The organism is Paenibacillus sp. Mc5Re-14 (genome assembly GCF_001049835.1).
GTDB classification, from domain to species: domain Bacteria; phylum Bacillota; class Bacilli; order Paenibacillales; family Paenibacillaceae; genus Paenibacillus; species Paenibacillus polymyxa_C.
In genome coordinates, this window is sequence record NZ_CVPD01000001.1 from 2725810 (window position 1) to 2746379 (window position 20570).

14 protein-coding genes are annotated in these 20570 nt (G+C 46.6%); 9 read left to right on the forward strand and 5 right to left on the reverse strand.

The genetic code is table 11. The features are described 5' to 3' along the window. Window positions 1-215: 215 nt before the first annotated feature. A complete protein-coding gene (gene lepB, locus BN1546_RS12395) occupies window positions 216-836 on the forward strand; it encodes a signal peptidase I (protein WP_013373702.1) in 621 nt (206 codons plus the stop codon). Between the two features lie 94 nt (window positions 837-930). On the opposite strand, the gene BN1546_RS12400 is transcribed toward lepB, so the two are convergent. Both BN1546_RS12400 and BN1546_RS12405 read right to left on the reverse strand, forming a co-directional pair. Continuing rightward, on the reverse strand, window positions 931-1761 hold the full coding sequence (locus BN1546_RS12400; protein ID WP_013373701.1) for a carbohydrate ABC transporter permease: 831 nt from the start codon (window positions 1759-1761) through the stop codon (window positions 931-933). Continuing rightward, window positions 1761-2657: a carbohydrate ABC transporter permease gene (locus BN1546_RS12405; RefSeq protein WP_090737713.1), complete on the reverse strand. Its 897-nt coding sequence runs from the start codon at window positions 2655-2657 to the stop codon at window positions 1761-1763. Before BN1546_RS12405 ends, BN1546_RS12400 begins: the two co-directional genes overlap by 1 nt. A gap of 122 nt (window positions 2658-2779) precedes the next feature. Between BN1546_RS12405 and BN1546_RS12410 the strand changes: the two genes are divergently transcribed. From BN1546_RS12410 to BN1546_RS27850, 8 genes are all read left to right on the forward strand, one after another. Then, window positions 2780-4645 (forward strand): sensor histidine kinase, encoded by a 1866-nt coding sequence (locus BN1546_RS12410; protein ID WP_090737715.1) that lies wholly within the window; start codon window positions 2780-2782, stop codon window positions 4643-4645. Further along, entirely contained in the window at window positions 4638-6284 is a 1647-nt protein-coding gene (locus BN1546_RS12415) for a response regulator transcription factor (protein WP_090737717.1), read from the forward strand. Before BN1546_RS12410 ends, BN1546_RS12415 begins: the two co-directional genes overlap by 8 nt. 106 nt (window positions 6285-6390) lie before the next feature. Continuing rightward, the gene (locus tag BN1546_RS12420; RefSeq protein WP_090737719.1) at window positions 6391-7695 is read left to right on the forward strand and encodes an extracellular solute-binding protein; all 1305 of its coding nucleotides are present in this window, start codon (window positions 6391-6393) and stop codon (window positions 7693-7695) included. A 319-nt stretch (window positions 7696-8014) separates the two neighbouring features. Continuing rightward, window positions 8015-9043: an NADH:flavin oxidoreductase/NADH oxidase gene (locus tag BN1546_RS12425; protein ID WP_176702332.1), complete on the forward strand. Its 1029-nt coding sequence runs from the start codon at window positions 8015-8017 to the stop codon at window positions 9041-9043. A 189-nt stretch (window positions 9044-9232) separates the two neighbouring features. After that, a complete protein-coding gene (locus tag BN1546_RS12430) occupies window positions 9233-10159 on the forward strand; it encodes an ABC transporter ATP-binding protein (protein WP_090737721.1) in 927 nt (308 codons plus the stop codon). Further along, complete coding sequence (locus BN1546_RS12435) at window positions 10152-10862, forward strand: ABC transporter permease (protein WP_090737723.1); 711 nt, start codon at window positions 10152-10154, stop codon at window positions 10860-10862. Before BN1546_RS12430 ends, BN1546_RS12435 begins: the two co-directional genes overlap by 8 nt. A gap of 30 nt (window positions 10863-10892) precedes the next feature. After that, window positions 10893-11630 carry an ABC transporter permease gene (locus BN1546_RS12440; RefSeq protein WP_090737725.1) on the forward strand — a complete coding sequence of 246 codons (738 nt, stop codon included), beginning with the start codon at window positions 10893-10895 and terminating at the stop codon, window positions 11628-11630. A 162-nt stretch (window positions 11631-11792) separates the two neighbouring features. Then, on the forward strand, window positions 11793-11906 hold the full coding sequence (locus tag BN1546_RS27850) for a putative holin-like toxin (protein WP_010347020.1): 114 nt from the start codon (window positions 11793-11795) through the stop codon (window positions 11904-11906). Window positions 11907-12087: 181 nt separating this feature from the next. Here BN1546_RS27850 and BN1546_RS12445 read toward each other — a convergent pair whose 3' ends face one another. From BN1546_RS12445 to BN1546_RS12455, 3 genes are all read right to left on the reverse strand, one after another. Then, complete coding sequence (locus BN1546_RS12445) at window positions 12088-15678, reverse strand: family 14 glycosylhydrolase (RefSeq protein ID WP_090737727.1); 3591 nt, start codon at window positions 15676-15678, stop codon at window positions 12088-12090. A gap of 271 nt (window positions 15679-15949) precedes the next feature. Beyond that, on the reverse strand, window positions 15950-18208 hold the full coding sequence (locus tag BN1546_RS12450) for an alpha-glucuronidase family glycosyl hydrolase (protein WP_090737729.1): 2259 nt from the start codon (window positions 18206-18208) through the stop codon (window positions 15950-15952). Window positions 18209-18249: 41 nt separating this feature from the next. Next, complete coding sequence (locus BN1546_RS12455; RefSeq protein WP_090737731.1) at window positions 18250-20448, reverse strand: glycoside hydrolase family 52 protein; 2199 nt, start codon at window positions 20446-20448, stop codon at window positions 18250-18252. Window positions 20449-20570: the final 122 nt, after the last annotated feature.

Consider the following 20570-nt stretch of genomic DNA (forward strand, 5'->3'; position numbering starts at 1 on the left):
ATAAGTCCAAAACGCTCTAAGAAGTATATGCACAGTGTAATATATGTTAACGTTTGCATCAACAGTTTTTTGTTGTTTTTTTGATATTGTGAAAAAAAGTTCACACTTTTGTTTCAACTAAAAATATGGTTTTGCAAGGCTGGGAAAATTTGATTATACTTAAACATTATACATATAATAGAAATGAAAACTGGGAGAAAAGGTGGGTTTAGCGCATGGAGAGCGGGAAGCATTTGACGAGTTCAACTTCCGAACCATTGCAGGAAAAGCGACCGCGAATGAACAATGAGATGATCGATTGGCTTAAGGCAATTATTGCAGCCATTGTGCTCGTGTTCATTATACGTTGGCTGTTATTTGCGCCATTTATTGTTGAGGGAGCATCCATGGAACCGAATTTCAAAACAGATGAACGAGTGGTCGTGAATAAGGTGATTTACGATTTTCGTGACCCCAAGGCAAGCGAGGTTGTTGTATTCCATGTAAAAAAGGAACAAAAGGACTTTATTAAGCGTGTTATTGGAGTGGCTGGAGATACAATTCAGTATCAAGGTGATCATCTTTATGTGAACGGTAAGAAAGTAGAGGAGCCATACATTCAAGGAGCTATCCAAGATGCTCACGCCAAGGGAGAATTATATAATAATGTGGACTTCCCAAACGGAACCATAACCGATTCCAAGGTTCCTGAGGGGTATATTTTTGTGATGGGTGACCACCGCAATAATAGTAGGGATAGCCGTGCTATTGGTTTTGTTTCCATCAAGGACATTGTTGGACGTGCGGATGTGATCTTTTGGCCGATGGATAGCGCGCAATGGGTTAAGCATAAATAATGTCAGAGTACGGGCATGGACATCACGAAGACAAGAGGACTTGCGTAAACTTTACGCAAGTCCTCTTTGGGTCATCTGTAATGATGTAATTGCCTCAGCCTTTGACGGCCCCGGCCACTACGCCCTTAACAATGTATTTTTGTAGAAAGATAAATACGATAATGGAGGGCAGCACAGCCATTACCATCGCGGTCATGGCATATTGCCAGTCTGATGTATATTGCCCAACGAAGGTATAGGCAGCCAGCGTAAGTGTTTTGGTGCTGGGTGAGCCGTTAACCATGAGAAGTGGAAGCAGAAAATCGTTCCATATCCACATCACGTCGATAATAACAATAGTGGCGGTGACCGATTTCAGCAACGGGAAGATGACGGAAAAGAAGAGCCGAAAGCCTGAGGCTCCGTCGATTTTGGCGCTTTCGTCAATTTCGACCGGGATGCCTTTCACAAAGCCGTGATAGATAAACACTGCCAGCGGGGCTCCGAAACCCCAGTACAGCAGGCCAAGTCCCCAAGTGCTGTCTGCCAAATTCAAGTCTTTCGCCAGTCGCAAGACAGTGAGCATGATGGACTGAAATGGAATCAACATCGGCATAATGCACAGCATGTAAATGGCGGAGCTCCACTTGCTTTTCGTCCGTGCCAGCTTATAAGCAGCGATGGAGGATATCAGCACAATGCCTGCCAGCCCGAGCACAGTAATAATCGTGTTATTCAGAAATAAACGAGGATAGTCAATGAACTTCCATACGTATACGTAGTTATCCAGCGAAAGCTGCTTGGGCAGCGCAATGACGTCGGTCATGACCTCAGCGAAGCTTTTGAACGAATTGTTAATGGCGAGAAACAGCGGGTACAAGAATAACAGCGATAATACAATCATGCCCGCTTCCAGCAAAATACGTCCTGTACGGCTGCGTTGCATCAGGCTTCAACCTCCCTGCGTTTGAAAATAGACAATTGAATAATCGTAATGATCAGTACTGCAACGAATAAAATCAGGGCTTTGGCTGTTCCGTAGCCATACAGATTGTTCTGGAACGTATCTCGGTAAATATCATACGCAATGCTGTATGTCGTACCTCCTGGTCCACCGCCAGTCAGAGATAAAATGACGTCAAACACCTTGATCGAGTTGGTCAGTGCCATGAAGACCGAGATCGTAATCGAAGGTGCGAGCATCGGTAAAATAATACTGAAAAATCTCCGAATCGGCCCTGCTCCGTCCACGATGGCAGCCTCTTTTAGATCCTCAGGCACCGATTGCAAGCCTGCGATATAAATGACCATGTAAAAGCCAATGGATTGCCAGATGGATACCGCCAGAATAGAAATAAACGCGAGCCCTTCCTCGCCTAGCCAACTGAGCTGGAAGATGCCCCAGCCTGTACTGTGGCCCAGTGACTCAAAGCCTTGCATAAAGATGAATTTCCATATAAAGCCGACAATAACGAGGCTGAGAATATAAGGTATAAAGAAAGCCGCGCGTAGCCAGGCCGAGCTTTTGAGCTTCATGTCGAGGACGAGTGCCAGCAAAATGGCCAGCACGTTTACCAGCACAATGTACAAAATGGCGTATTTGATTGTAAACCAGGCTGCATGTGCAAAGTTAGCGTCTCCGAACAGGATTTGCTTGAAGTTATCTAGACCCACGAATTTCGGATGTTTGGATATGCCGTTCCACTTGGTCAGGGAATAGCGTATCGTCATCAAAAACGGAATATAAAATGCAATTGTAATGCACAAGATTACGGGCAATGTGAATAAACCAAATTCCAGCTTGCTGCCCTTGTCGCCCCATGTTCCCCTTTTTTTCAGCATAACGCACCTCTTTTTCTCAGCATTTTCCGGTCTTTCGCTCCAAGCTGTTTAAGATATAATGAAAGTATAGGATAGCCCCTAGGGCCGGACCAATGGATTTAAGAAAACAGTTGAGGGTAAAAATGTGTACGCTTTCAAAAGGAGCGGTTATCATGATGTCAGGGCGTGTAGGGACAATTCTTCGATCCATGTGGAAGCGGATTACGCAAAAATTAGTGAACAAGCTCATTCTGCTTTTTACGTCGGTGATTATTCTGGTGGTGGGCTCACTCACGATTATTTCCTATCAGATGATTGAAAAGGAGTCGGTCAACCATAGCATCGCCAGCACGACGAATAATCTGCTGCTGGTCAATCAGAATTTGGAGGATTACTTGGAGGGGATGCAGCAGCTGGCTCTGCCACAGCTTCGCTATAACGATATCATGAACGCGATTGCTAATGAGAATCGGGACTATGCTGCACGAATGGTCATTGAAAATTACTTGCGCAACATGTTTTATTCCCGCAATGATCTGGAAGCGATCTATCTATATGTGGCGGACCGCCATCAATACTACGTAGTGACTAGGGAGACGTATAACATAACGGTACGCAAAGGAATAAACACGGATCTTCCCAAGCTTCCCTGGTATAAAGAGGCGATGGCCAGCACTGCAAACGAATCTTTTCAATCTTTTGTGGAATCCCGCTCTGATATGGGCTATGTGGCGCCGCAAGCCAGTTTTATGGCTTACCATCGAGTGCTGAGATCGATTGCATCCCGTCACCCGCAGGCAGTGTTGTCCTTTTATTACAACACGAGCGCTGTAGATGAAATCATGCGGAATATTCCACTGGGTAAAGGGGATCAACTGATGCTGATCAGCCCCGAACGGGTTCCCTTTTATGTGAACAGTCTTCCGCTGTATGAACGAATGCGTAATTCTGGAGTATTAGCTCAGATCGGAGAGGGAGGAAGCGGACAAGTAACGTGGTCAGACAGCAACAGCAACAGCAACCAGGAGTATTTGGTCGTTTATGATGCAGGCCAAAAGGACGGGTGGCAGCTCATCAAGCCGATTCCATACCGCCAAATTTATGAAGCCGCTACGACCACACGGAATTGGAGTTATGTCATCGGGGCTTTATTTTTAGGTGTGTCTATTATTTTGGTGACATTGACCTCGAACGCGATTACCCGACCTTTACATAAGCTATCTACCCAGATGAAACGGTTCAGCACCGGAGATTTTGAGGCAAGGGCTCCTGTGAAGGGGCACGATGAGATTGCCTATTTGTCGCTGCATTTTAACGAAATGGTCCAAAGAACCGAAGAACTTATTAATGAGCGCTATCGTATGAAGCTGGTCGAAAAGAATGCCATACTCAAGGCGCTGGAGGCTGAGATTAATCCCCATTTTCTGTACAATGCCTTACAAGCCATATCCACACAGGCATTAAAGCGGGAGATGTTCGACATGGCGGATATGGTGGATGCATTGGCCCAAACTCTGCGCTATTCCATCAACGGCAAGGATATTGTAGCTGCCCGCGAGGAGCTCAGGCATATTGAACGGTATATAGGTCTGCAAAAGGCAAGATTCGGGGCGAGACTTCGAGTCGAAGTGGTATGGGAGGACACGCTGATTGAGCTGCCGATTCCGAGGTTATCCGTGCAGACGTTGGTAGAAAACTCTATCAAGCATGCGTTGGAAAAAGTATCAAGCGACATTCTGATCGTCATTTCGGCCGAATCAGGTGCTACAGACGCTACAATTGCAGTCAGGGACAACGGACCTGGAATTTCAGAGGACAAGCTGAAAGTAGTGCTGGATTCGTTCGATGAAAAATGGGAAGACCGGGAGAGCGAGCATATTGGCCTGAAAAATCTGAACACACGGTTGAAACTTTTGTATGGAGATCAGGCAGGGTTATTCATACTTACGGATGAAACGGGAACGGAAATGAGAATGCAAATTCCCCGGGGAGGAGTCAGCCATGTATAACGTATTAATTATTGACGATGAAGAACCGTTACGCGAAGCCATTCGTATTGTTGGAGACTGGGATCGTCTGGGTATCAAACATATTTATGAGGCGACGAATGGAAAGTTGGGAATGGAGCTGCTGGGTCAGCACCCTATCGATGTGGTGATGGTCGATATGAAAATGCCGGAGATGAATGGCATCGAATTTCTTCGTGTTATCGAGAAGGTATATCCCCATCTGCTGACGATTGTCATTAGTGGCTACAACGACTTTGAATTTACACGACAAGCGATTCAATCGCGGGTGGTAGATTATCTGCTCAAACCTATCAACCGCCAAGATCTGAATCAGGCACTGCGCAAGGCGGTGGACATTCTGGAAAGCCGTAAGCAAAGCCAAGACGAGTTCATTAATCAGAGCATTACGTTGAATATGTCACTACCGAAGCTGAAAGAGAAGCTCTATATGTCCATTTTGGACGGTAGCTTTAAAAAGCAGGCCAATACCGCGTTGCTGCCATTGATTGGAGCGGATCAGCCGGGGAACCGCTTTGGCGTGATCGTGCTGCGGCTGCTGAACAGGGATGAGATTCGCAGGACACGTTTTCATGGCGATGCCGATCTGATGGATTTTGCTGTAACGAATGTATTAGCGCAGACATCAGATGAACGGTTGCGTTGTTTTAGCTTCCCCCATCCGCGAAGAGAGCGTGAGGTCGTTTCTATCTGTACCCTGGCCTCAGGACAACAAGAACATATGTCCCTCCTACTGGCACAGGTGGCACAGAAGGCGGTTGCGAACCTGCATGGGCTGTTCAATATGGTGGTAGCAGCCGGCGTGGGCAAGCTCTGTACAGACGTAGTGGAGCTGGCTTCTGCTTATAGGGATGCCAAGACGCTCATTCATAGCACGGATGTGTTGAAGTTGGAAGGAGAATCTATTCTCCATACGGTGCCCCGGCAAGTGGGTGCGTCAGAGGAAGTGCCATGGACGGATCGACTGTTGTCGATCCAAAAGGATGCTCAGACCGGTCAAGCAAACCGGGCAAAGGTACTACTGAGCGATCTGTTGAAACAATTGGCAGCAGGCTCTGTTTTCCGTTTGCAGGATGCGGATCGATTGCTGCGGGAGTTCCATTTTTTACTGAGAGAAGCAGCGATTGAGCTGGGTACGCCTATGTCTGCGCCTAATCAGGAGGAAACCTTAGGAGAACTGGGGCGCGTGGTTGAAGGCAATCTGTCTGCTGATTTTACGAGCTTTGCCGACTACAGTCAGAGATTACACCGCATGCTGGAGCTTTACATTGCCGGGGTCCAACATGCACAAGCAGGGAACCAGCCCTTTGATATTACAGAGATCAAAAGGTACATCGACCGCTACTATTTTGAAGATATCAAAATCTCGTTTTTTGCCGAAACCTATTTTTTGAGCCGGGAATATCTGATGAAATTGTTCAAACAGCAGTTTGGTTACGGTATTCACGAATATGTACAGAAGGTCAGAATGGACAAGGCAAAGGAATTGCTGGGTGATTCCAGTCTGAAAATTCAGGAAATTTCCGATATGCTCGGTTACAAGGATAAAAACTATTTCAGTAAGGCTTTTCGCAATTATTATCAGGTGTCACCGTCGGAGTATCGCGTGAGCCTGCAATAAACCACTTTTTTACCCTTAACGCTTCACTAATCTGCCTTTTTAAATTGGACTATATTTTTTAGAATGAGCGCATGGACGTTGATCACAAACAAATGGGGGAGTATCCATGTTAAAGAAGATGATGGCGTTATCCGGCAGTTTGCTTTTGACGGTCGGTTTGTTGAGCGGATGTGGAGGCAGCGGCGGCACAGATGCGGCTAAAGAAAGCACTGGCGGCAAAGAAGATTTGAAAACGGTTACAATAAATATGTTTACAGCCTCACCGGAGTATACCGATGCTTTTAACGCGTATATCGAGGAGTATAAGAAGGTCAAACCTAACGTGAAGATCAATCTGGAGATCATGCAGGCAGACTACAACACCATTCTCAAGTCAAAAATAGCTTCAGGTAGTACACCGGATGTGTTCCAGACCACAGCCGGAGGCGACATCGACACCTATGCAGATTATAGTGCCGATCTGACCAATGAACCGCTGGCAGCAGCCATGACGGATGCTGTCCGGGCGAATATGAGTTCCAGTGACGGCAAAGTGTTGGGATTCCCAGTCAAGGGTAACCTGTTTGCGTTGATTTACAACAAAGATTTGCTTACCAAGGCTGGGATAACCTCCCCACCGAAGACAATTGCGGAGATGCAGGATGCCGTTACTAAGCTAGAGGCGAAAGGTATTACTCCATTTGCTAATGCGTATAAAGAGTGGTGGGTATGGAAGCATATCTTCCAACACTATGTAGATGCTGCAGCGCAGGATGCCGGGGTAGAGTCGAAGCAGCTTGTTAATGATTTTATTGCAGGTAAAGCAAAAATCAAGGACTACCCATTGCTGTACAACAACTTCTTTAGCTTCATTGATTTGACAGTAAAACATGGTACAGATAAGCCGCTGGAACGGGACAGCAATGCAGAAGTGAGTGATTTTGCTTCTGGTAAAGCTGCGTTTATGACAGGTAAAGGGGCATGGGATGAGGAAGCGATCAAGAAAATTAATCCGGATCTGAAGATTGGCATCTTGGGATATCCGGTGAGTGACAAAGCGGATCAATCGGTCATCATTACGGGTGCCGATCAGGCGCTGCGTATCAACAAGGATTCCGAAGTATCCAAGGAAACGATTGAATTCTTCAACTGGCTGTACACTTCGGAATACGGTAAGAACTGGTTCTCCCAAGTAGCGAAGGTAATCCCTCCAATCAAGGATGCGCCGCTTCCTGATCTGGAAATGCCTAAGGAAATGGAGAGCATTTTGAAAACATCCAAGTCTGGTGATCTGTCTGTCAACTACTCGCTGGATACATTCCACCAAAAGTTTGGCGAGCTGATGCAAGCTTATATTAGCGGCAACATGAACAAGGATCAGGCGGTTGCAGAGATTGAGAAGGCATGGATTCAATTAGGCTCAGCGCAATAAGACCAGTTTTCGCAGAGGTGCCCGTAAGGGCGCCTTTTTGTGTTATGGCTAAGAGTCGGGAAAAATGCAGACAAAAAAATATTTAATAATATTTAAATATTTACTTGCAAAAAGTTATTAAGTTGTGGATAATAGATTGTGTGCAATATATCTACAACATACGATATACATAATGACTGCACGGTGCAAATATGAGGGATACCCCAGTTGGGGAATCTCTTTGTTTCGTTTGGACTGTGCCGATTGTGCTTATAATAGACCGTGTAATTTGGAACACATTTTTAGTTATGTGGTAGAGATGAAAAAGGAGATGAGCGTTTTGAAGACTTCGTTGTTTACACCGTATACAATCAAAGATTTGGAGTTAAAAAATCGTGTGGTCATGGCCCCAATGTGCCAATACTCGGTGACGGCCAAGGACGGAATTCCGAATGATTGGCATCATGTTCACTACCTGAGCAGAGCTATCGGAGGCACGGGTCTGATTATTATAGAAATGACGGACGTGGAACCGGATGGACGGATTACGGATTACGATCTGGGGCTTTGGTCAGATGAACATATTCCGGCGTATAAAAAGCTGGTTGACGGTATTCATGCGCACGGGGCCAAGGTTGGCATACAGCTTGCTCATGCAGGCCGTAAAGCTGAGGATGCAGCAGAGCCGGTGGCTCCTTCGGCCATTGCATATCCGGATGCGAATTATAAACAGCCGCGTGCATTGACCACGGAGGAAGTGCGTGGCATGGTGCAAAAATTCGCAGACGCCGCCCGTCGGGCAGTTCAAGCAGGCGTGGATACGATTGAGCTTCACGGTGCACACGGTTACCTGATTCACCAATTCCATTCGCCAGTTACGAACAAGCGAGATGACGAGTATGGAAAGGATCTATCCCGTTTCGGCGTAGAAGTCATTCAGGCTGTGCGCAAGGAAATGCCTGCGGGTATGCCGTTAATCTTACGCATCAGTGCGGTGGAATACGTAGATGGTGGATACGATGTGGATCATGCCATTGAGCTGAGCCGCGCATATCAGGCAGCGGGCGTGGACGTGATCCATGTCAGTTCGGGTGGAGAAGGCCCGGCTGGAGCCAGAAAGCCAGGCAACTATCCGGGCTACCAAGTGCCGTTTGCTCGTCAAATTCGCGAGGCGCTGAACATCCCAGTAATCGCTGTCGGCGTACTGGATGACCCAGCCTTGGCGCAGTCTGTAATCGGCAATGAGGATGCCGATCTGGTCGCTGTAGGACGCGGATTGCTGCGCGATCCTTATTGGGCGATTCATGCAGCGGTGGCGCTGCGTGGCGAAAAGCCTTCCGTACCTGAACAATATCAACGTGGCTACTGAGGCCTAAGTAATCCCACGTTGTTTATATATAAACAGGCACCTGCAACGAAGTGTACGCTTCGTCGGGTGCCTGTTTTGTTTTTATCGGGATAATGATTGGCAAATGAATAATTGTGATGTTTTTTGCATTTTGTGGATTATTAAATCTGTATAATAATTATATTTGGTGTGTATAGGAGGATGAAAGAAATGCAGTATGTTATTGAAACGAAAGGCCTCCGCAAACAGTTCGGGATGTCGATAGCTGTAGACGATATTTCCTTACATGTAGAACAGGGCAGTATCTACGGTTTTCTAGGTGAAAATGGAGCTGGAAAGACGACAACCATCCGCATGCTGATGAGGCTGGTTGAGCCTACAAATGGGGAGGTTTTTTTATTTGGCGAGCGGTTGGAGAAAAGCTATCCTTCTATTTTCTCAAAAATAGGTACCATTATCGAAACACCAGGTTTATACGAAAATCTGAGTGCACGAGATAATCTGAGAATCTGCTGTACGTACATGGGGGTGAAGGATGATGGGAGAATTGAACGAACCTTAACTACGGTGGGGTTAGAGCATACGGGGAAGAAGAAGTTTAAGGATTTTTCCCTAGGAATGAAGCAACGATTAGGAATTGCCAGGGCACTTGTTCATGATCCTGAGTTGCTTATATTAGATGAACCGACGAACGGACTAGACCCGTCAGGAATTAAGGAAATTCGTCAGCTATTAAAGAAGTTGTGCGAGGAAGATGGAAAAACGATTCTTATCTCCAGCCACATCTTGAGCGAAATTCAGCAGTTAGCTACACACATCGGGATTATACATAATGGAAAACTGTTAGCGGAAGATCGACTGAGTCAGTTGGAGGAAGGTTTTGAGCAATATACAGATCTAAAGGTAGAGAATGCAAAAGCAGTACAAGCGTTTCTACAAGAGCACATAAAGCAGCTTCAATCTAATGTGATATCCCCACAACAACTAAGAATTCATAGTCAGATTGAGAATACAGCTGCGTTGAATAGACAGTTAATAGATCATCAGTTTTCAGTCTATGAGATACACACCACAAAGCAGACGCTAGAGGAATATTTTTTGACTCTCATTTCAGGAGAGGGTGGGCGACGTGATTAGAGCTGAACTTATTAAGCTTAAAGGCTCTAAAGCTTTGTTGTTAAGTTTTATAATATTGTTGGCTGTTGTACTGTTGGAATTCGCTTTAAGCGCTGTTTTTTATAGATATTCAATTGATAAAAGGGGTTGGACCTACTATTTCGAGGGCATAGTTCTCTTCGTCAATGTCGCAGCTGGATTTATCAGCTATTATATTTTAACTGGTTATATTTTTGCAAGAGAGTATCAGGAAAATACGCATCTGTTTATGTTTACCACGCCTGTCACTAGGGTTAAATTTTATTTTAGTAAATTGACCGTTGTTTATGGATTTATTATTGTATCCTTATTTTTCGTTCTGTTTTTATCCGCCTTATTAGGCATGTGCATTACAGATCGACCTTTAACGATGGCTATCTGGGTATACCAAATTCAAGTGTTTGCCAAAATGTGTGTGATGCATGCGATGTTAATCCCAATTGCCTCTTTTTTTGCTATACGCTGGAAGAGCATCATGGTGGTTGTACTCGTAGTTTGTACTGTTATATTTTTAAATTTTATGTATAAAAATGAATGGTATCCGTGGATTGTACCCTATCTTTTGTCGCCCAATGAAGGAAGTGCGATTATATACGTCAATACTCTCATAGCGTGGTTGAGTTTATCAGTAACTTTTCTTCTTGGATTGTTTTTATCCCTATGGGCATACCAAAGAAGGGGCTAGATGGAGAGAGCTTTTCAAAGGAGGTTTGCTATGTTTGCCCTGTTTAAAGCAGAGTGCTTGAAGTTGAAAAGAACTAAGATTCTTTTGTTGAGTATAATGATTTTAGTATTAACCATTGTGGTGGAATTTTATAGTTACACGGGTAGTCCCAAGTATTCGATAGATCGTGACGGTTGGAATGACTATTTTATGAGTATTGTTACTCTTATTAATTTTCTGACTGGGTATATGAGCTATTATATTTTGACTTGCTATATCTATGCGAGAGAATATCAAGAGAGGACCCATATGGCCTTGTTCACAAGCCCGGTTCGTCGGAGTCGTCTTTACTTCAGCAAGTTGCTCGTTATTTATATGTACATCGCTGTTAGCCTGCTGTTAGCATTTGTGCTATCTGCGATTTTGGGTATGTTTATTACGGCCAGACCGCTAACCTTTGAAGTTGTTATGTATCAGCTTGGAATCTTCACTAAAATGATTATTATGCATGCTATGCTCATTCCGACCATCACGTTCTTCGCCATTCGCTGGAAAAAATTTGTGACCGCCATTATGGGAATGTGTACGGTTATGTGTTTAAATTTTGTTTTGGTTAATACACCGGGGAATACCTTTTATCCATGGACAGTACCCGTATTGTTTTCTCCGCATGGCACGCTTGGGAGAACATACACAAATGTCTCTGGAGGGCTCATCAGTATTTGTTTCATTTTTGTACTAGGGCTTTTATTGGCGTTGAGAAGCTATACCCGTATAGAGACAAAGTAGAGTGTGTGAGCAGAAAAAGACGATGAGTGTTTGCATAAGATTGGCTGGATAAGTATGTAAAATGTTGTCGCTTAAGGACGGATTTACGTGCTATAATTCCAGTAACAACAGAATGGCTTAGGTGGGCGGTCGGCTAAGTCTCCCGGAAGGGAGGTGATGCCTGTGGAGGTTAAGGATGCTCTGACATTAATGATGATGTTCGGCACGCTACTAGTAGCGTTGATCGGATTAATCGTTACCATTGTTATTGCGCTGAACCAAAACAAAAAGAAATAGACCGCCCTGGAGAGGGGAACACGGTCTATTTCTAATAGCTAGCCCTTTTCAGCCGACCGCTCTTCAAAGCGGCTGTTGCCAAAGAGTAGGGATGTTACCAGCATCCTTGCTCTTTTTTAGTATATCCTTCTATAAAATATTTTAGCACATCTGAATAACCAATGTAACTGAATGCCACTGTTTACTTGGTGAAAATTTTAACTTCCTTTGGAGCAAGAGTCACAGTGATCGAACCGTTGTTAATCTGAACGGAGTCGTTGCTTAGCTGGTTGGTCAGGCGGGTTCCGTTGGACAGATTATCGAAGTTGCCAATCGTGCGGGTTTGACTATTCCAGGAGTTGTTGATAAATACAATGGCCTCGTCGCCATTTTTAGAGCGCTGAAAACTGTAAAAGGAGTCGTCCACCCATTTTTCCTTTTGGCTGCCGTTTTGCAGAGCAGGGTGGTTGTTGCGCACAGAGTTCAGCTTAGCGATGTACTGATACAGGTCATGGTTGGCGTTGAAATTCATATTCTCCCGATTGGCGGGATCATCTCCACCACTATAGCCTTGCTCTGTGCCTTGGTAGATAATTGGAATTCCGCGTGACGTCAGAGTAAAGCCCAAAGCAGTTTTGAGCTGTGGCCATTTGTCATAGTTAGCACCCGGCTTGCCGGAGGCGTCATTCAGGAAACGTTTTACATCATGATTGTCGATAAATACACCGTTGGTCTGAGCATCGCGATAGTAACGATCATCGGAGTAGCGATCCTTGATTTTTCTCATGGATTGATCGTGTCCGAACACGTCCTTGATTGTATAATACATCGGAAAATCTAATGCGGCATCGAGATATCGGGTATAATCCCCCACATAAGCAGGGTCGCCATGGAAAATTTCACCCATGGTGAAGGTATTGGCGGCTTGGTCAAAATCTTTTAGAAAACCCTTCGGTACATGCTTGGCGGTATCCAACCGCAGTCCGTCAATGCCTGTCTCATTAAGCAGCCATTTGATCCAGTTTTTAAGCTCATTTGCGGTAGCGGGGTTTTCATGATTTAGGTCATCCAATCCAGCCACATCACCGTTTTCAATTTTCCATTGGTTGTTGGAGTTGTAGTCCCCCCCTGTAATGTCACCATTGTGATGGTACCAATCTGCTTTGTCAAAAGGAGCCTTGGCGAACCCGTTCCCCGGCTGAAAATCACCTGTGTGATTCACTACTACGTCTAGCATCACAGCAATATTTTTGTCATGTGCCTTGCGAACCAGCTCTTGGAACTTGTCCATTGTTCCGAGATGCCCGTCAACCGCATAAAAATCATACGTATGATAGCCGTGGTAAGCGTATTCACTCTTTTGCATCGTTACCGGGGTAATCCAGATCGCGGTAAATCCCATATTTTTAATGTAGTCGAGTTTGTCAATAATACCTTGAAAATCGCCACCATGCCACTTGCGTTGATCGCTGTTGTTGGAATTGAAGCCACCGTAGTTATCGTTGGATGTATCTCCGTTGCTGAAACGGTCTGTCATGATAAAATAAATGCTCTGTTTGCTCCAGTCTGTGCCAAGGGGAGTTGGCTTGGAGAGGGTACCCGGATCTATAGAGGTGAAGGCGCTCGAAAGCGCCTCCGTTTGAGCAGTTACTTCAACTCCGTTAACATTGGGTGTGTAGGTAGAAGTGCTTACGTTTAAGGATACACCCGAAAGTTTTTCGGTTTGGATAGGTCCTGCCACTTCGTTGAGGTCGGTTGCGTAGGTGGAAGTCACTACGCTGACGGCACTTCCTGAAGGTGCCCCCGTTCGGATAGATCCTGCAGCTCCGTTCAAGCCGGGTGTGTAGGTAGAAGTTCCAGTGCTGAAAAGGTAGTTTTTAGTATTGTTGCTGTCCCAGTTGTTATTGCCGTCATTAAAAGCAGCTTCCAATTGGGAGGCAGAACCGATATCGACGGTAATTTTAGCATAGCCGCTAATTTCGGCATCCTGCATTTTCACACCAGGTGCAGCAGTCCAGCTACCACCAGCCGGACGGTAGTGAATGTAAGGTGAGTTGAAGCCTTTTTTGTAGTATACCGTTACTTTGTTAGTTGTACCGCCGCCATCCCCGGGATTCGCACCCGATGGAGCGCCTGAAGTGATCGTTCCTGCATTGCCACTATTACCGGGCGTGTACGTAGAAGTGCCCGTGCTGAAGGAGTAGTTTTTGGTGTTGTTGCTGTCCCAGTTGTTATTGCCGTCGTTAAAAGCGGCTTCCAATTGGGAGGCAGAACCGATATCGACGGTAATTTTAGCATAGCCGCTAATTTCGGCATCCTGCATTTTCACACCAGGTGCAGCAGTCCAGCTACCACCAGCCGGACGGTAGTGAATGTAAGGCGAGTTGAAGCCTTTTTTATAGTATATCGTTACTTTGTTGCCTGTACCGCCATTATTGTCAGGCTTGGCTTTGCTGATGATATATTGTTTGAATCCACTCAACTCACCGGTTGGTGAGCCATCATTGTTGACGAGATTGTTGATGCGCAATAACGTAAACCCGTGATAACCGAACTTCGTGATTTTCTCCTCGATTTTTTGGAAGCCACTACCGCCTGTCGGAAGTGCATTTTCACCATTCAGGCGAACACCCTTGGCATTCGCGATAGAGGAGACGGTATCAACCAGGGTGGAGGGCAGCGAATAATTCGGTGCTGTGCCACTGTCACTCATCTCCAGGCAAGTAAATGTCAAGTCTAGATCGGCATCCTTGAATTTCTGAATGAGACGGTTGTAATCATAATATCCACCCGCTTGTTCTGTGCCGTGCGGCATGGCAGGATTGTTCATTTGCCAGTGCAGACCGGAAATTTTGGCCCCGATCCGGACACCAAACACAGAATCGAAGTTTTTGTGGGCAGCTGCTCCGATGACACCTAGATGCTTCTCAAGCACACTTTGGTACCACGACAGAAAATCCTTTCCATACGCGGAATTATACCCGCCGTTCGTGTAAAATCCATCCCCATCAGTCGGTGGATTGATTTGGCTAAGGCTGGTAAGCTTGGTGCCCCAAGCAGCATTAAGCTTGTCCAATGATCCGTACTTGTCATTCATAGCTGTGCGGAATGCATTTTTGGCTGTTTCAGTATAGGCTTGAAACTTGCCTCGTCCTGGGTAGCTCCATCCCGCTGCCGGATAGTAGGACGGATAGCGCAATTCTCCGGAAGGACCGCCGCTCAAATAAATTTTGGGAATGATACTTTTATACCCGGCAAAGTTTTCAGCGAATGAGGCATACAGCTCATCATATTGTTTACCGGTTCCGCTCCACAATGGGGAAAGGGCTTCACTATTGGCATAGCCGCTTTCGTCCTTGAACTGCATTTCATCTGCACTGCCTTTGCTCGACAGCCAGCTTGGCAGTGGGATGTTGCAGTCATCTCCTACATTTCCTCCACACTTATGCGTTGAGATGATAGGAACCCACTTCAGTCCCGCTTCTTTCACGGCATTTGCATAGGTTTTGTAGTAACTCCAATCGAACTGGTTATCTCCTGCGCTCTCCACATAGCCCCACCAGACGTCGGTAGTGATGGCATATACGCCATTGTTTTTCAACGTTTGTAGCTGCTTTTTAAAGGAACCCCAGTCATTGATTTTCGCCAGCGGTCCCATAACGGAAGCTTGAAAATCATCTGCAACCGCAGCGCTCGCCGTATTAGAGGGTGAGCCAATGAAGGCGGTCAGAGACAGCACAAGGCTTAATAGAAGCATACACCCTTTTTTCCATAGACTTCGATACAAGGTCAAACCGATCATCCTCCCCAAAGCATAGTCTAATTCGACAACATTTTGTAAACGTCTACAAAAATAGTATAAAGCAAGCGGTTGCATAAAAAAGAAGAATTTATTGCACACTCAGGGTGGACAAATATGACATTTTACGTTAGCAACCGTGTGCATAAATTAGACCATGCAAAAAAAGACACAGGTCTAAGTAAGACATGTGTCTTTATCGCTATTCCCGTGAAAGGGGAGGCAAAACCCAGTGTGTATGCAAGCAACGCATGAGGCTATTTGCTTAATAGATAGGGCGATTTTTTTCGTCGGGAATACCACTTTTGCGATAAAAATACGTATTGATCCGATCCCGCCATTCCTTGGCGTGCTCTGTCTGATGCTCCAGCCGCGTCAGCACCTGTTCATAGATCAATTCATTTAGATGCTCCCGCAGACTAATCCATGTTGCTTGGAGATGGGCCGCACGTTCGGCACCTTCAAAATGAGTATCATAAATATGCTGTATGACCGTTTGGCCGGAGTGGAGCACGTGCGTATAAGGAACATGGTGAAAGAATAAGAGCAGCTCATCCGGACAGGTGTCTGTAGATTCGTAGATTTCGGCAACAGGAGGAAAATATTGTCCTGCATAGCCCGTTCCAGTTGCAGTCGTCCGATCTACCCCGATCCCCCAGCAATCGGCAAAATGGTAGGTGCCCCACATCGAATATTCATATCCATCAACATCCGGCCCATAGTGGTGATTGGGACTGACCATCCAGCCGACCCCCAGAGGGGCGGTATAGGACTCATAGATATTCCATGAATCGAGCAGCATTTGCTTAATAGTAGGAATCAACTCAGGATCGCCGTAGTCCTTGCCTTGATTGCTAAATGTTAGCCGAACCCATTCATCCGCGATTTCATCTGCGGATAGATCCGGGTCCCATGCCAACCGGCCGTAGCCGTAAAGATTGGACTGGGAGAGCAAATGTCCGGTCCAATTGGTGTCTGCACCAATATTGGAAACAGCGGCTATTCCAAAGTTCGTGCCCTTGGGAACATGATTCGTTGGCTCCTCCTGGAAACTGCCGCTGCCTGCATGGACAGTAGCCTTCCTGCGACGAGACTCAGATTCGCTGTTGCTATGCAAAGCGCCACTCACGATGCGCTTGATGGTGGAGCCTTTTCCCTGTGCGTAGGTGTCAAAATCAAGCACTTCCTTCCATTGCGGAACCAGGTAACATAGATGCTTTTGTTGTCCGGTATACTCCTGTGCAATTTGGAATTCCAGCAGTACCTGAGTGGCTTCCAGCGCGCCGAACAGGGGGGATACAGGCTCTCGCACCTGAAAATCCATAGGGCCATTTTTAATCTGTAAAATGACATTATCCCGGAACAGTCCATCCAGCGGTTTAAAATGGTCAAAGGCCGCACGAGCCCGATCCGTCTTGCGGTCACGCCAGTCCTGTTTGCAGTCGTAGACAAAGCAACGCCAAATCACACGTCCGCCATAGGGCCGTAGTGCATCCGCCAGCATATTGGCTCCATCGGCGTGGTGGCGTCCATAGCTGAAGGGTCCGGGCCGATTTTCAGAATCGGCCTTGACCACAAAACCACCCAGATCGGGAACGGCTGCGTAAATCTCCTGGGCTTTGGTCTTCCACCATTCAGCTACACCAGGGTCTAGAGGATCGGCTGTAGTTAATCCGCCGAGCTGAATCGAGCTGGCATAGTTAATGCTCAAGTAGATTTGGATACCATAGGCGCGAAAGATGGCAGCTACTTTGGCTACATCAGGTAAAAAACGATCTGTTATCAGCTCGGTTTCTACCTGATGGACATTCACATTGTTAATGGATAACGCCTGAATGCCTACAGAAGCAAGTAGACGGGCATAGTCTCGAAGGCGCTCCATATTTGTAGTAAAGGCATTGTTGTTGTAGAAAATAGATGCGCCGGCATATCCACGTTCAACGCTACCATCCATGTTATCCCAGTGATTGATCATGCGTATCGGATTAGCTGGATTGGACAATAGGTCTAAACTGGGAGCATGCAATGATTCTTTGGCAGTGGGCTTCAGCTTGCCGTCTAGTCCTCCTTGCAGGTAGCGCAGCAAGTGAAAGACTCCATATAATACCCCTTTGGAGGTCTGACCCGCAATTATAACGCACTGTCCTTTGATATCATCGTGATCTTGACCAGTTGAATCAGCCAGTTTCTTAGCCTCTACCCCGCGAATTCGATAGCCTTCTGCGCTCACTTCTGCCTGTTCCTCTGCACTAAATCGTTCTGCAATACATGAATGGTCTTGGAACGTACCCAGCGCAACGAATGGTACATGGACAGGAACGGTACTCATCTTTGGCTGCTGTCCAAACATAGAGGCCAATCCTTGCTGAAGCTCACTCGCAGCTGTCTGAAGCACTTCATCATCTGTGTCATGAACCACGATGACCATGCACCAATCAGGCATTTTTTCTATAAGACGATCGCGGTGGTAGTGTAGCCAAGCGTCATAGCCGCTCCCTTTAGGCATATCCATACGCTTGCTCATATTATTTGAACCTCCTTTGGGCGAGTGAGGGTTCGTTCGTCTTAGACATGCTGCTTCTCATCTTGACTCATATGCTGAGGAAGGGTAAACCGATTCCCATTGCCTTCATACAGCCACAAAATAGCGGTAACCCCGCGTGGGTAATATTTGCTGCCGTGGGCAATGCCGGAGAGCATTTGGTCGCTCCAGCACCAATAGGATTCTTCAGGATGGAGGAGCCATGAAACATGGGCTGCGTCAGCCGCCTGCCCAGTTTCCTGCCAAGGCAGTTCCAGCAGCTCACGGGCAATAAACTGTGACAGATAAATTTTGCTTAACCAGGAGTTGTTACTGGTCGAGGATAGCTTCCAGCCTCCGTCTTCAAATAGACAAACTCCCGGTACGAGTACGGTTTGCAAATGGCGCCGAAGTGCCTGGATATATCCACTGAACCGCCCATCAGGCTTAAGTGCATCCTCACATCCTGTAAAATAAGGGAAGATCAATCCCTCAATGGCAGGAATAATCTGCGAATCGTTGCCTTCCTTAATGACTGCAGGAATATAGCCTTTGTCGGTCATGTGAGCGGTAATCGACGCTGCGCATTTGTCTGCCTGTGAGCCAGCTTCCTGCGAAAGGGAGCTGAGCCCCTTTGCGGCAAATATCTTTTCCAGCGCAACATATACCGCCCAGCATTTGCTGCCTAAATAAATGTTATTGCGGGACTGACCCAAGGATACATCCAGACTATCGTAAGTTGTAATTTCTGCACCTCCCCGGGTTCTTGAGCTGTCCAGGCCCATTAAGCCGTTTCGTTGTGCCGGATCTGGATGATCCCGCCGCAGCATGCTTTCGAAGCAGTCGCACAAGACAGGCAGCATACGTGCCGTAAATGACTGATCCTGTGTCTGCTCGATATATACTGTGGCGCAACAAAGCCAGTTTACCAATTCCTCGTGGCTCATGTAAGAGAAGCAGTCGTCAATCCCTGCCAGCTCATAACAGGAGTAACCCTGCCGGGAGAACACATTGGCCACACCCATATCATGCGTAAATGTGATCCCGCCCGGATAGGTCTGTTCCTCTCCCGGAAAGCGTACTTCATCCCGATAGCTGTACCGTTGGACAAACCACTCCAACTCGTTGCGCACCGTCCATGGATTCAAAATCAATTCATAATAAAGCTGATCTGCCGTCAGGTCGAGTGTATTCATCATCCGGTACTCGCCTTCGTTCACAATCCAAATCGGTTCGCCATCCTCTTGCTGACTGAGCAATTGGGTGCTGCCATAATAGCTGTGAATTGCCTGAGCGAGCATAAATTCCTGATCCGGACTCAAGTTCGCCGATTCGATCCAGTCATTCCCCTGAATACAAGCTGCAGTCAGGTCGGTAAAATGCTTCAACGCATAGCTTCCCACGTCTTCAATATCCTTGAACAGCCGGGTATAGTAATACGATGCTTCGATGCCTGTTGTCACAATGCCGCCGCGATAAAAGCATATGGCGAAGGAATACGTGCGCTTCTCTCCTGCGGGAACGTCCATCAGGAGCGCACCCGTTGTGCCCAGGCCAAAGGATAAGTTATCGGCCATGGTCTCCCCGAGCAGCTTCTCCATTGCAAATCCGCTGGCAGGTATGGCTTCACTGCTGTTGGTCACAATAGCTGTACTTCGTCCTTGACCGATGCCTGTGAGTCTTCCCTCCAATTGAGGAGAATCCATAATGTCCCTGCGTGGATCTTCCCCTATAATACGTATGCCGCTATACGGATCACTGCCCTGATAGCCGAAAAAGGCTCTCCGTGCAGCAGCACCCTCTGTATTATCGATCGTCAGCTCGGCAAATACAGCCGGAACTAACGCTGCCCGCAGCTCATCTATGCCGGCAATTCCCGGCTCGGGCACCGGGCGAACGGGAGAGTACAGCCGGAACGTCAAATCGCCTGCCTGCCATGTATCTGTTCCTGCTTTTAACTCACGGGTGATGTCCTGATCGGCAAAGGCAACGAGCAGAGGCTCCGTTTTTTTATCCTTTTTCTCCACATCGTAGCGGGTACTTTCGTCCTGTGTGGATGCGAAAAAGGGAAGCGCCTCATAGGATCCGCCATCCCTGGATTGCAGTCCGATGTATACATTTTCATCGGCAGGCTTGCCCAGCTCCAGGCCGAGTCCGCCACGATTACCCTTAAACCCAAGTGTAAAGCTGGAAAATGAACCGATAGGTGCATGCTGCGTGTTATAAAATATATTTTTCGACATATATTGAAACCCCTTTCATGATAAAATGTAACGTTGACTAACTTCAATTAGAGCCTAGCATGACATGTGCCGAGGAACCATTGTCAAATCGCTCCACTATTTATCCAAATCGCGCTGAAAAC

Excerpts from the sequence above, each read along its gene's own strand:
- lepB (WP_013373702.1), top strand. The coding sequence starts at position 216 with ATGGAGAGCGGGAAGCATTTGACGAGTTCAACTTCCGAACCATTGCAG.
- BN1546_RS12400 (WP_013373701.1), bottom strand. The coding sequence starts at position 1,761 with ATGCAACGCAGCCGTACAGGACGTATTTTGCTGGAAGCGGGCATGATT.
- BN1546_RS12405 (WP_090737713.1), bottom strand. The coding sequence starts at position 2,657 with ATGCTGAAAAAAAGGGGAACATGGGGCGACAAGGGCAGCAAGCTGGAA.
- BN1546_RS12410 (WP_090737715.1), top strand. The coding sequence starts at position 2,780 with ATGTGTACGCTTTCAAAAGGAGCGGTTATCATGATGTCAGGGCGTGTA.
- BN1546_RS12415 (WP_090737717.1), top strand. The coding sequence starts at position 4,638 with ATGTATAACGTATTAATTATTGACGATGAAGAACCGTTACGCGAAGCC.
- BN1546_RS12420 (WP_090737719.1), top strand. The coding sequence starts at position 6,391 with ATGTTAAAGAAGATGATGGCGTTATCCGGCAGTTTGCTTTTGACGGTC.
- BN1546_RS12430 (WP_090737721.1), top strand. The coding sequence starts at position 9,233 with ATGCAGTATGTTATTGAAACGAAAGGCCTCCGCAAACAGTTCGGGATG.
- BN1546_RS12440 (WP_090737725.1), top strand. The coding sequence starts at position 10,893 with ATGTTTGCCCTGTTTAAAGCAGAGTGCTTGAAGTTGAAAAGAACTAAG.
- BN1546_RS12450 (WP_090737729.1), bottom strand. The coding sequence starts at position 18,208 with ATGAGCAAGCGTATGGATATGCCTAAAGGGAGCGGCTATGACGCTTGG.
- BN1546_RS12455 (WP_090737731.1), bottom strand. The coding sequence starts at position 20,448 with ATGTCGAAAAATATATTTTATAACACGCAGCATGCACCTATCGGTTCA.